Annotated in this window: 15 protein-coding genes; 6 read left to right on the forward strand and 9 right to left on the reverse strand. The window is 36.6% G+C overall.

Annotated features, from left to right (window positions below):
• Positions 1–149: 149 nt before the first annotated feature.
• Complete coding sequence (locus tag FTU70_RS13695; protein ID WP_180060765.1) at positions 150–689, reverse strand: plasmid replication DNA-binding protein; 540 nt, start codon at positions 687–689, stop codon at positions 150–152.
• An 84-nt stretch (positions 690–773) separates the two neighbouring features.
• Positions 774–1,703 carry a replication initiation protein RepM gene (repM, locus tag FTU70_RS13700; protein ID WP_180060761.1) on the reverse strand — a complete coding sequence of 310 codons (930 nt, stop codon included), beginning with the start codon at positions 1,701–1,703 and terminating at the stop codon, positions 774–776.
• A gap of 749 nt (positions 1,704–2,452) precedes the next feature.
• Here repM and FTU70_RS13705 point away from each other — a divergent pair.
• On the forward strand, positions 2,453–2,719 hold the full coding sequence (locus FTU70_RS13705; RefSeq protein ID WP_180060762.1) for a hypothetical protein: 267 nt from the start codon (positions 2,453–2,455) through the stop codon (positions 2,717–2,719).
• A 59-nt stretch (positions 2,720–2,778) separates the two neighbouring features.
• On the opposite strand, the gene FTU70_RS13710 is transcribed toward FTU70_RS13705, so the two are convergent.
• On the reverse strand, positions 2,779–3,942 hold the full coding sequence (locus FTU70_RS13710) for a MobA/MobL family protein (protein WP_180060763.1): 1,164 nt from the start codon (positions 3,940–3,942) through the stop codon (positions 2,779–2,781).
• Positions 3,943–4,244: 302 nt separating this feature from the next.
• Here FTU70_RS13710 and FTU70_RS13715 point away from each other — a divergent pair, with 302 nt between their 5' ends.
• Positions 4,245–5,006 (forward strand): hypothetical protein, encoded by a 762-nt coding sequence (locus FTU70_RS13715; RefSeq protein WP_180060766.1) that lies wholly within the window; start codon positions 4,245–4,247, stop codon positions 5,004–5,006.
• A 289-nt stretch (positions 5,007–5,295) separates the two neighbouring features.
• On the opposite strand, the gene FTU70_RS13720 is transcribed toward FTU70_RS13715, so the two are convergent.
• Positions 5,296–5,538: a hypothetical protein gene (locus FTU70_RS13720; protein ID WP_180060764.1), complete on the reverse strand. Its 243-nt coding sequence runs from the start codon at positions 5,536–5,538 to the stop codon at positions 5,296–5,298.
• Between the two features lie 149 nt (positions 5,539–5,687).
• Here FTU70_RS13720 and FTU70_RS13725 point away from each other — a divergent pair, with 149 nt between their 5' ends.
• Positions 5,688–5,912, forward strand: coding sequence for a helix-turn-helix transcriptional regulator (locus FTU70_RS13725; protein WP_004676219.1), 225 nt, complete (start codon positions 5,688–5,690; stop codon positions 5,910–5,912).
• A gap of 304 nt (positions 5,913–6,216) precedes the next feature.
• Positions 6,217–6,468, forward strand: a complete 252-nt coding sequence (locus tag FTU70_RS13730) for a hypothetical protein (RefSeq protein WP_004969151.1) — start codon at positions 6,217–6,219, stop codon at positions 6,466–6,468.
• A 23-nt stretch (positions 6,469–6,491) separates the two neighbouring features.
• On the opposite strand, the gene FTU70_RS13735 is transcribed toward FTU70_RS13730, so the two are convergent.
• Together FTU70_RS13735 and FTU70_RS13740 are read right to left on the reverse strand one after the other, a co-directional pair.
• Positions 6,492–6,806 (reverse strand): BrnA antitoxin family protein, encoded by a 315-nt coding sequence (locus tag FTU70_RS13735; protein ID WP_096902543.1) that lies wholly within the window; start codon positions 6,804–6,806, stop codon positions 6,492–6,494.
• Complete coding sequence (locus tag FTU70_RS13740; protein ID WP_096902542.1) at positions 6,769–7,080, reverse strand: BrnT family toxin; 312 nt, start codon at positions 7,078–7,080, stop codon at positions 6,769–6,771. The genes FTU70_RS13735 and FTU70_RS13740 overlap by 38 nt, the downstream gene beginning before the upstream one ends.
• Before the next feature lie 324 nt (positions 7,081–7,404).
• Between FTU70_RS13740 and FTU70_RS13745 the strand changes: the two genes are divergently transcribed.
• Entirely contained in the window at positions 7,405–7,893 is a 489-nt protein-coding gene (locus FTU70_RS13745; RefSeq protein ID WP_087528908.1) for a hypothetical protein, read from the forward strand.
• Between the two features lie 91 nt (positions 7,894–7,984).
• On the opposite strand, the gene nadS is transcribed toward FTU70_RS13745, so the two are convergent.
• The 3 genes from nadS to FTU70_RS13760 form a co-directional block, all read right to left on the reverse strand.
• The gene (gene nadS / locus FTU70_RS13750) at positions 7,985–8,257 is read right to left on the reverse strand and encodes a NadS family protein (RefSeq protein WP_000369781.1); all 273 of its coding nucleotides are present in this window, start codon (positions 8,255–8,257) and stop codon (positions 7,985–7,987) included.
• Complete coding sequence (locus tag FTU70_RS13755; RefSeq protein ID WP_039253786.1) at positions 8,250–8,570, reverse strand: type II toxin-antitoxin system RelE/ParE family toxin; 321 nt, start codon at positions 8,568–8,570, stop codon at positions 8,250–8,252. Before FTU70_RS13755 ends, nadS begins: the two co-directional genes overlap by 8 nt.
• Positions 8,571–8,728: 158 nt before the next feature.
• Entirely contained in the window at positions 8,729–9,370 is a 642-nt protein-coding gene (locus FTU70_RS13760; protein WP_004787586.1) for a TetR/AcrR family transcriptional regulator C-terminal domain-containing protein, read from the reverse strand.
• 65 nt (positions 9,371–9,435) lie between these two features.
• On the opposite strand from FTU70_RS13760, the gene tet(39) reads away from it, so the two are divergent.
• A complete protein-coding gene (gene tet(39) / locus FTU70_RS13765; RefSeq protein ID WP_046267530.1) occupies positions 9,436–10,623 on the forward strand; it encodes a tetracycline efflux MFS transporter Tet(39) in 1,188 nt (395 codons plus the stop codon).
• Positions 10,624–10,830: the final 207 nt, after the last annotated feature.

Here is a 10,830-nt window from a genome sequence, read left to right on the forward strand (position 1 = left end):
GTTATAATTCCACTTAGAAATCAATGCTGTCGTTTCTAGTTGATAGCCCACCTTCCCCAAGGTGGGCTTTTTTTATGATTTTTCACGTTCCACGCCTATTCTTTGATCAATGTTTCACGACTTTGTTCATATCAGTTAAACAATCGTGGTTAATCATAGGGTCTAAAAAAACGGCTCCAAAAGCCTCTTTTTTCCGGTTCCTGTTCAATGTGCTCCGGTACTGGAATCCGCTTATTTTCCTTTTGTTCCGGAGTAGTCAATCCGTCATCTTTCTGGTCTGGTTCTAGTTTAGGATTCTCTATCATCTCAGAATCAACTGGAGGAACAACTTTGTGCTCTTCTACCCCTGTTTTTGGTTGTTCAAGCTGACCTTTAAACTCAATTCTATGAGTCAAATCTTCTATGTGTTGCATCAAAGCCTTTTCTCTGTGATTGGCTAAGTCCAATTGATTTTTAAGTAATGAAATTTGATCTTTTAATACAGTTTCGACTTCTGACTGGACGTGTACATGTACATCCTTCTGTACGTGTTCAGTGCGTGTACTGGACTGAACACCTGAAGGATTTCCGTAGACTCTGATAAGTTCAGATAGATCTATAAGACCATCATGATCCCTTGATAATTCACCATTTTTTATAGCTTCGTATATTGTTGTACGTGATTTTTTAAAGGCTTTACTAGCGTCCATAACGCTAAATTTTGTTGTGTTCAATGGAATCCCTCAGTGCGTGTACAAGGATGTTCATCTGAACATTCTACCTAAACATGAAATTTATTTTGCGTTAAATCCTACTTTTTTAAGATACGGTAGTAGTTCTTCAAATTTCTCTTGATTCTGTAGCATTTCAGCAATTCGAATAGCAAATTGTGCATAGCTTTCGGTACCTTGAGAGTACTTACTCATGTCAGCAAGTTCTGACAGTTTATTAGCAAACAAATGGCGTTGTGTATCGGTCATTTTCGAGAAAAGATCAAGGGTATTTGAACTCTTACTATTTGCATTAGCTGTAACTACTTTCTTTTGTTTGAAAGAAAATGAAAAACCTGAAATGTTACGTCCCTTTTTATGCTGTTCGTATTTAACAGTAATGTCAGTGTGTTCATTAATTTGAGCAATAGCTAGATTTAGTACCCGATCTTTAAAATTGCCCATTCTTGTGTATTCATCATCGAGAACACCTATCTTGTTTCTAAATTCTGTTAGTTCAATAACTGGTGTTTGACCTGTACTGCGCCAAGCAATCAATAACTCGTATAAACGTACAGCATAAGCACTACTGAGATTACTAATTTGCTGTAACTCATACTTTGTGAACTGTTCTTCCAAACGTGTAATAAGGGGAACAATAGCTGGTGCAAAGATCAGCTTTACTGTTGCTTCATCATCGATATATCTAATTTCGCTAACCCAACGACTTAGAACATTCTCAACATTCCCTCTTTTGTTGATCTCTTGATAGCTAAATTGTCGGGCGAATAAGTCTTTACAAGCATCTTTCAAGGCCTGGTAGGCTGTTTGTCTTGCAACATTAAACTGGTTGATATAGCTCTCTGCATGGACTTCTAAAGGATCATTTGCATTGATCCCTTTACCGCTACCTCTTGCTTCGACAATAGCCAATAGGATTAAACGCTGTTCTACTAAATCTAAGTTATAGCTTGCATTGATTAATGCATTATCTTTAACAACTAAATCCCGCATCTTATGTATCTACATTATTATTTATGAATATAAGTCTATATTAATAATTATGTAGATTTATGCAAGGTAAACGTAGTTAAATCTACTAAAAATATTTTGTAGATTTATGGTAGGTAAACGTAGTCATATTGGTAGGTAAACGTAGTCATATTGGTAGGTAAACGTAGTCATATTGGTAGGTAAACGTAGTCATATAGCGTCTGTAACCATTGTGAATAAAGGCTTTCAGTATGTCTAAAAGCATTTAAAAACTTTAAAAATAATTAAAAGCCCAGGTCATGAAAAATTGCCCTTGGTTTTCGCTTCGCTCAAACTCTATTGAATCTCGCTTTCGCTCGATTCTAGGGGGCAATTTTTTACTTAATTTCGTTGTAGCTTGAATAAAAAGCAAAAGCTCTATCGTTCGCGCACTTCGTGACGCTCTGATTCTAAATCACGTAAGTAAAGGGGAGCCTGTAATCAGGGAAAAAAGCGGGTGAAATTTTAATGATGTCAGTTCGCTCGTAGACACTCGCTCTGTAAAGTTAGGTGATATTCCAAAAAGTGTCGCTACTTAAGTAATAATACTTTTTGAATATTCCATATGCATAGGACATAAAATGTTTTACACATATTATGGTAGTTTTAATTTTTATAAATTGAACATTATTTAATCAAAAGTAACTTTTTTTCCAAAAATGCAACGTATGAAATCATGAAAAATTAAAAATTGTTATGCTCCAATTTTCTGCCCAAAAGAGAGAGTTCACATGAACTTTTTTAAAGAAAATGAAGAACATATTTTATTGTATTCAAAAATTAGTTATTGCGATAAGACGGCATATTTACATTTAGTATTTTCAAATTGTGAGCTGACGTTTAAAAGTACTGATCTGATAAGTGTTAGTTATGAACAGATATATTTGCTCAAAGAGAATAAAAACATGGCAATACAAATAAATCCTTGTTCTGAAAAACAAATTCATAATTTACAGCTTCTTTTTAAAGAAGCTGTAAATTATGAATCGACTTGCTAATCAGTCGATCGTAGCACACGCTCTTTATATACCTTCTAGGTATATAGAAAACATCAAACCTAGGGACCGCCAAAATCATAATCATCAGATTTTGGCTTTGGCTGTTCGGGTTGAACCGGTTGAGGGGGCTTATTCTGCATGGGTAATGGATACTTTGGCTGGGAATGCACTTCAAACTCAAAGCATGGCGTTGAGTTATGCTCTGAATCTCTCAATTTTCGATTCATGTTCTGAAGGTTCCAGCCTTCTTGATGCAATATAGGCTCTTGGGTTTTGATAATTTCACTAAAATCTTTTTCCAGTTTTTCCTTATTTTTCTGGTTCTTCACTAAATAATTCAGGTAATACATCACTTCCAATGATGAAAATGGATGGTTTTCAGCACTATAAAAATATTCATGTTGTTGATCTAATTGCTTTTGGCGTTCTTCGAGTTCTCGTTCTTGCTGGTTGTGTTCTCGGATTTTTTGGATTTGGGCGAGATATTCCGCTGTCGCATTTTGTTGGCCAACGCCTAGTTTTGGCTCTGGAAGGTATAGCGTGCTGTGGATCTCGTTATATTTTTCATAGCTGTCTGCTGAAACCTGATTTTTGATGGTGATGTCTTGGCCATCCAGTGTGTAGGTGACGGTCGGGCAGTGCTGTGCAAGGGCATCATTGAGATGGTTTTCCCATTGTTTTCGGATATAGATCAAAAAAGTGGAATAGTCTGCATGGCCATCTTGCAGCTGGATTTTCTTTGCACCACCTTTGCTTGGCTCTTTGGGGTTATAGCGTTTGAAATATTGTTCGGCTGTCCGTTCAATACCGTCATTGGCTTTGAGAGAGAACATCAGGTGACAGTGGGGCTGATCTTCGCCACTGATGCGTGATTTTACGTTGTGTATTGCGTATGAGTGCGGATATTGCTGTGGGACTATGTGTTTGTCAAAAAACGTCTCTATGAGCGTTTTACGCTGTTCTGGCGTAAACTCATTCGGTAGGGCAATTTCATACTCCATGTAGGCCTTGGCATTGGCTCGTTCATAAGTATCAGCGGCTTGCCAAAATTCAATCGGATCTTTCACCCAGGACGGCATGCATTTGCCAAGTTCAACATGTTCCAGCACCTCATTAGTGTTTTTGCGAACTTGCTCATATTGCATTAGCCGGGCAATGTAGAGGTAATGGCCCATGGCATAACCTTTATTCTTGCTTTTGATGCTGAAATGGTAGGTTGCCATGTTCACCTCTGATGGTTTGAGACCGGTTTTTATGGAGTGAAACGAGATGAAAACCGCACGGATTTGGAATGCCTGGATGGCTGAAAAATCCGGTTGAAGGGGGTCAAGGGGGAAGCGCCCCATTGCGTACTAGTTTCTCCGATTAGGAGAAACTGTCAAGTGCGAATTATTTAAAATAAAAATAAAAATTCTTTTCAAGAAATTTTATTTTTATTTTAAATAATTATTTTCAGACTGACCGATTTAAATATGGTAAAACCATATTTAAATCGGTAGCAGTTCTGAAAATTAGGCGGCAGATGATGACTCTTGAAAAACCCAAAAAACGTGGAAGACCAGCTCAATTACTCCAAGTGGCAGAGTTACATGGTTTTGTTGAATTTTTATTAGAGAAAGACCCGCGTACCGAACTACAAAACCAGGTCATTGATGTATTGCAGACTGGGGGCTGTAATTTTGAGATGTTGTCTGAAGCTCAACAGATCCTGGTCAAAGAGGCATTAAAACCATATCGTGAGCATATAAAACTAAAATTGTTGTTTGATGAGCTTTCTATCCTGGCGAAACCTACTGAATATGAAACCAAATTTATAGAACTTTTTCAGGCATATCAGAACAAAGAATTAGATCTAGCCGAAACGAATATCTTAAAAACAATGTGTACCAGATATTACCGTTTTAAAGCTCAGCAGTTACAGTTAAAGGATCTTGAACTTTACTTGAGTCAGATTCAGAAAAAAGATGCCAGAGAAAAACGTAAAGCTGAAAACCATCGTAAGTTTGAGTTGGGCGGTGCTGTGTTAGCTGCTTTCAAGGAGTTAGGGATTGATATTAGTCAAGATACGCCTGAACAGATTAGGAATCATATTAAGAATGTGACAAAATTCCACAATAATGTATTAAAATCCAAGGTATATCAGGAGGTTAAAAATTATAAAAATGAATATTTTGAGCGGAATAAGCTTTTTCATCAGGTTCTGCATGGACTAAGTACTTGGTCCAATAAAGGGGAAAGCTTGTATCTCATCGAAATCAAGAAAGCTTTAGCGAAAAATCAGGAATAGCCTTTTTCAGAAAGGCTGTACAGGCGAGTTTCGCATAAAAGCTTTTATGTAATGTAAACCTGGAGTACACCCTAAAGTGACGTCACAGATATCTGAATCCGCAACCTTAAATCAATGGTTTAGAAGCCGTGGAACATCAATTTTAGTATGTTTAAATAAAGTCTTAGATTTATAAATGACAATAAAAAGCCAGTTGTATGCACTGGCTGTTGTTTGGGATTTACTTACCCATTACGATTTTTACCGTGCCTATCATAAATAAAAAAGTCTCCGACAAACCCGGTACGGTTCAGTCAAAGCTGAAGAAGTGTTCTGGGAAACAAGAAAGGAATGCTTTTTGAATATCGCTGTACTCACACTCAGGATGCTTCTCTAAATAACGTCGAGTCCAAATCAGTGTGGCTTCATAATCATTAAAGCACTGATCGAGTTGTAAAAAAATCCACAGTTCATGGGCTTTTTGAATGAAAAAGTCATTGATGATCATGAGAGCAATTTTCTTTTCAGTGTTTGAATCCGGGTATGAGTACATATTATATTTCTCCGATAATAAGGATAAATGGGTTAGCTGATAAGCTATTTATAACACATAAAAAATGTGTTTGTCACATTTTTTATGTGTTTTTTTAAGTTTTATGGTCTGTGTTATACTTCTAATTCAAACAGATTGTATTTATCACGATGCCATACGAAGAATTTCAAAGACTTATGGGGAAAGCAGGTCTTTCAATTAAGGAATTTGCAACCTTATTGGACATGAACCCAAACTCCATAACTAACTATAAAAAGATCGGAAAAGTACCTACTCATATCGCTGTTCTGGTTTACTTACTTTCTAGCATGAAAGATGAGGGTGTAGACTTTTACCCTATTTTTGAAAAAATTAAGTCGTATTCAAAAGACTAAAACTCTCGTTTGTTGATTGTTGTAAGCTGTTAGTGATGACGTAAAAAATGCCTGAAGTTCAGGCATTTTTTTGTTTCAGGGACTTATAAGCCTCGATAGAACTTTTCAATAAAGTATCGAGTTTTGAGAACCAGGGTGATCATCAAATTCTTATGTTCTGAGATCTTAGGTCGAGCAATCGGTAAACCGGACATTTCTATTTGGGGGTTACAACTGAATTTCGCATAAGAGATTTTATGTTAAATAAGACTATTAAGATCAGTTATAATTATCCAATAAGTGATTAAAAATAATAAGGTAATTTATGTCTACATGGGTGTGGGTACTTATTTATTTGGCAGTTAGCTTAATGTTCAAATGGATTATTTCATGGGGTGGAGCTGATTATATTAAAGGCTGGAAGAGTATCTTTTTCTTAGATATGGAATCAAGCTCATGGAATGAAGAACAGCTTAGAGCTATGGCTTTGTTTCTATGGATAGCATTTACCATTCTTTTTATTATAGGTTTAATTTACCCCGAATTTAGATTCTATAAGCTTAAAAATAGTTTGTAAAAAACGGAGCTTAAGCTCCGTTTTTATGGGTGATTTTTTAAATCATTCAGCATTGCATCACGTAAAATCTTATTCATACGTGTCTGATAGCCTTTGCCTTGTGCTTTTAGCCATTGCATGACATCTGCATCAATGCGTACTGTAGTCACTTGTTTAGTTGGCTTATAAAACGGATTTTGGACAGCATTTTTCCAAAAGCTTTCATCAAGTTCAGGAATGTCGGAAAAGTCTATTTCACTGTCTGCGCGTTTAGCCAGAGCTTCAAGTCTTGCCTTTTGTTCTTCAGACAAAACAGGAGGTTTATTCAAATCTACTTTGTACGTAACGGTTTTGCTCATACTGTTTCCTCTCTTTTTTCTCTGCCTGTCGTGCCGAAATAATGCGGATATGATCCATCCCGTTATGGTCTTGTACTGTGTGGGCCACCAATAAAACAGCTTGCCCATGTACCATACCTATCGCTTGCCAACGATATTCACCATTTTCAAAGCGATCCTGTTTATATAAGGCATGAGCATCGTAAAAAACCAATGTCGCATCTTCAAAAGCTATACCATGCTTTTTAAGGTTTATTTCTGCTTTATGCTCATCCCATGAAAACTCAATTTCCATAGTTGCATCGCTTTTTGTTAATACAAAAATGTTAATACAAAATTGTAAATTTTGCAAAGTTCTTCCATTTTTTATTGGCAAAAGCTTACAGAATCGAACATAAAAAAGCCGACTTGTTTCAAAATCGGCTTTTTACGGATTTTAGGGTTGAGTGTAAAATTTTAAGTCTTTGATATTTATATTAATATACAAGTGTATTGCGTATAACCACCATTATGTTAAATGGAGTTACTAGATTCATAATACTATTACAGTAATGCATTAGAAGATAAATCTTGATATCTTTCTTAACTAAAGAGATTACTAAGAATTTTAGGTCATTACATGAAAAATATTATTCAGGAAATTACTGAAAAGCTAAATATTAAAGATTTTAATAATTTATCAAAAGAACAGTATGTAAAAATTATGGAACTGGTACAAAATGATAATTTTTCACTTGCACAGTTAGCAGAGCTTGTAAAAGTAATACCTAATATTGTTGATCTTCAAAAAGATTACTTAGATAGCTTGAAGTTAATAGTAGATGGGGTTAAGACTACACAGGTTCATAGTCTTGATGGCATTAAAAAAAGTTTAGATTCTACAATGCAAATTCTATCAAAGATTGCAGATAAAGTTACTACCGATGAATCTCTTCACTTAATTGCTGAGATAACTTTGAAGCTTGCTGATTTGCATGTGCGAATAGCTGAAATAGTAAAAGAAACTAACAAGGATAATAATGATGCTTGGCAAGGCTTAGCAAAATTCGCAATGGCAGCTATAAGCGTAGTTGGAGTGGTTCTAACAATAGCGTTAAAGAGAAAATAATAGAGTTATTAAGAAATACTCAAATTAACATAATACACCTTATACGAAATAAAAATGGGAGCCTTAAGCTCCCATTTTTTAAGTAATTTTTTCAAATAAGGCTTGGGTGAGCATCTAAAATTCGAATCAATGTAGCTGCTGGTCCAGTTGGATAGCGTCGTCCCTGTTCCCAATTTTGCAGGGTACGGGGGCTAATATGTAGACGTGCAGCAAATTCATTTTGGCTCAAGCCAGTTTTTTCACGTACTTCTTTAATATCAGGCAATTCGAGTTCTGTAACTCGGCTTGCTTTAACTTCTTTACGTTTGATAGCTCCAGCTTCTTTGATTGAAGCAACCAAGTCATCAAATAAGTTGTTATCCATGAAATTGCTCCTTCACGAGTTGGCGCAGAATGGCGGTTTCCTTATCTGTTAAATTATCTTTTACTGATTTTGGATAAGCCACTAAGAAAAAGATCTGATCATCCTCGGTGACCCAATAATAAATCACCCGTATCCCACCACTTTTCCCTTTGTTACCTTGAGCACAACGTACTTTGCGAATACCACCGCCATTCTTGATTAGGTCACCTCTATCAGGCTGTACCAAAAGATCTTGCTGAAGTTGACGATATTCCTCATCAGATACAAGGTCTTTAATTTGCTTGGTAAAGATGCTGGTTTCAATAAATAACATGGACTCTTTATACGTCAATGGCGTATTTGAATTTTAGCAGTTTCCATAACAAAAAACGAGAGCTGGTAGCTCTCGTTTCGCATAACAGCCATTATGTTAAATAATTAAGGATAAAAGCTTTATTACTAAATAGAACAGTTGCTTAAAGCAGTATAGAGTTAAGTTTGCATTTTAATATCAAGTTGTCTTTCAGCACCGATAATCACCATACGAATCCCATTTTCAAAAATGTCATCCGCATTCATATTTTGTAAGGTATTCACTCCTTGGAGCATGAGTGGATATATAGTTGGATCGGCTTCGAATGGTGGGTCTGATCTTATTTCTTCTTGCTGCTCCTCAAGGACCCACCCAACAATAAACCTTCCTAATGTCATAAGTAATGCAACTGCTTCAACAGGAGAAAACCCAGCATGAGATAACAGCGCAACTTGGGCCTCAATCGTGTTGAAATGTCCTTGACTGGGGCTAGTTCTTGCATGTAGACGAGCACCATCACGGTAAGCTAGTAGTGCTCGACGAAAGCTTACAGAATTAGCGAGCAACCAATCTTGCCATGTCATCCCATCGATGGGTAAAGAAACTAAATGGTGTTCATTTATAATGGTTTCCGCCATTGCTTCCATTAACAAGGATTTATTCTTGAAATGCCAATATAGAGTTGGAGATTTAATACCCAATCGTTGAGCTAGCTTGCGTGTGGTTATTGAATCTATGCCTTCTTCATTCAACATATCCAATGCGGTACGCAGGACTATTTCACGTGTCAGACGTTGAGGTGCAATATCTTTTTTACTCATAAATCTATCACTGATAGGGAGTGTGTGAGAGAATATTAATTCTATCATTGCTAGAGAAGGCATTTGTGAAGAAATCATTGAGCGTGATTTTAATCACTATATTTCTGGATGCTGTTGGGATTGGTTTAATTATGCCGATCTTGCCTGAATTATTACGGTCATTGGCTGGAGCTGAAGCAGGCGGTGTTCACTATGGTGCTTTATTAGCTGTGTATGCTCTGATGCAGTTCATTTTTGCACCTATCCTTGGAGCGTTGAGTGACCGATTTGGACGTCGACCTGTATTAATTATTTCAATTGCTGGTGCAACGGCTGATTATCTCCTAATGGCTGCTGCTCCTTCTCTATTGTGGCTATATATTGGTCGTATTTTTGCGGGAATTACAGGTGCCAACATGGCTGTTGCAACAGCTTATGTTTCAGATATTACTCCAGCCCATGAGCGTGCAAAAAGGTTTGGTCTCCTTGGAGCTGTCTTTGGTATTGGGTTTATAGCGGGTCCGGTAATAGGTGGAGTTTTGGGTGAATGGAACTTACATGCACCGTTCTTTGCTGCTGCTTTTATGAATGGGATTAATTTAATAATGACAGCAGTCTTATTAAAAGAATCAAAACACAGCAATAAAATGACTGAGAAGGTTCAGGAGCAATCAATATTAAAGAAATTATCCTATTTGATCACTCAACCTAATATGGCTCCATTGCTTGGTATCTTTTTAATTATCACATTGGTTTCACAAGTCCCCGCAACTTTATGGGTTATCTATGGGCAGGATCGTTATGGCTGGAGTATATTTATTGCAGGTGTTTCCCTTGCTAGTTATGGAATATGCCATTCTATTGCACAGGCTTTTGCTATCGCCCCTATGGTAAAGAGGTTTGGAGAGAAAAATACGTTGTTATGTGGAATAGCTTGCGATGCAATTGGTTTACTTCTTTTATCTATTGCTGTTGAAGAATGGGTGCCTTTTGCGTTGTTACCATTGTTTGCCCTTGGTGGAGTAGCCGCTCCTGCTTTGCAAGCAATGATGTCCAGAGGTATTAGTGATGAAAGACAAGGTGAATTACAAGGGCTATTAAGCAGTTTTAATAGTCTGGGGGCTATAATTGGTCCTGTATTAGTTACTAGCCTCTATTTTATGACTCAGGCATCAGCTCCTGGAATGGTATGGGCATTAGCTGCAATACTTTATGTAATCACCCTACCCTTATTGCTTAAGTATCGCCTGAATAAATATTCTGGAGTTCCATAAAATATTTAATTTATTGGTTTAAAAACTAATGGATTCTATAGTTTATCTAAAATTAACATAATACACCTTATACGTAATGCGTTATAATTCCACTTAGAAATCAATGCTGTCGTTTCTAGTTGATAGCCCACCTTCCCCAAGGTGGGCTTTTTTTATGATTTTTCACGTTCCACGCCTATTCTTTGATCAATGTTTCACGACTTTGTT

Origin of the sequence: Acinetobacter sp. YH12135 (assembly GCF_013418565.1) — a bacterium.
GTDB lineage: Bacteria > Pseudomonadota > Gammaproteobacteria > Pseudomonadales > Moraxellaceae > Acinetobacter > Acinetobacter towneri.

Coding starts and splice junctions, on each gene's coding strand:
- FTU70_RS13760 (WP_004787586.1), bottom strand. CDS start 9,370: ATGAGTAAAAAAGATATTGCACCTCAACGTCTGACACGTGAAATAGTC.
- FTU70_RS13710 (WP_180060763.1), bottom strand. CDS start 3,942: ATGGCAACCTACCATTTCAGCATCAAAAGCAAGAATAAAGGTTATGCC.
- FTU70_RS13735 (WP_096902543.1), bottom strand. CDS start 6,806: ATGAGCAAAACCGTTACGTACAAAGTAGATTTGAATAAACCTCCTGTT.
- FTU70_RS13715 (WP_180060766.1), top strand. CDS start 4,245: ATGACTCTTGAAAAACCCAAAAAACGTGGAAGACCAGCTCAATTACTC.
- FTU70_RS13705 (WP_180060762.1), top strand. CDS start 2,453: ATGAACTTTTTTAAAGAAAATGAAGAACATATTTTATTGTATTCAAAA.
- FTU70_RS13745 (WP_087528908.1), top strand. CDS start 7,405: ATGAAAAATATTATTCAGGAAATTACTGAAAAGCTAAATATTAAAGAT.
- FTU70_RS13740 (WP_096902542.1), bottom strand. CDS start 7,080: ATGGAAATTGAGTTTTCATGGGATGAGCATAAAGCAGAAATAAACCTT.
- FTU70_RS13725 (WP_004676219.1), top strand. CDS start 5,688: ATGCCATACGAAGAATTTCAAAGACTTATGGGGAAAGCAGGTCTTTCA.
- FTU70_RS13720 (WP_180060764.1), bottom strand. CDS start 5,538: ATGTACTCATACCCGGATTCAAACACTGAAAAGAAAATTGCTCTCATG.
- FTU70_RS13730 (WP_004969151.1), top strand. CDS start 6,217: ATGTCTACATGGGTGTGGGTACTTATTTATTTGGCAGTTAGCTTAATG.
- repM (WP_180060761.1), bottom strand. CDS start 1,703: ATGCGGGATTTAGTTGTTAAAGATAATGCATTAATCAATGCAAGCTAT.
- nadS (WP_000369781.1), bottom strand. CDS start 8,257: ATGGATAACAACTTATTTGATGACTTGGTTGCTTCAATCAAAGAAGCT.
- FTU70_RS13755 (WP_039253786.1), bottom strand. CDS start 8,570: ATGTTATTTATTGAAACCAGCATCTTTACCAAGCAAATTAAAGACCTT.
- FTU70_RS13695 (WP_180060765.1), bottom strand. CDS start 689: ATGGACGCTAGTAAAGCCTTTAAAAAATCACGTACAACAATATACGAA.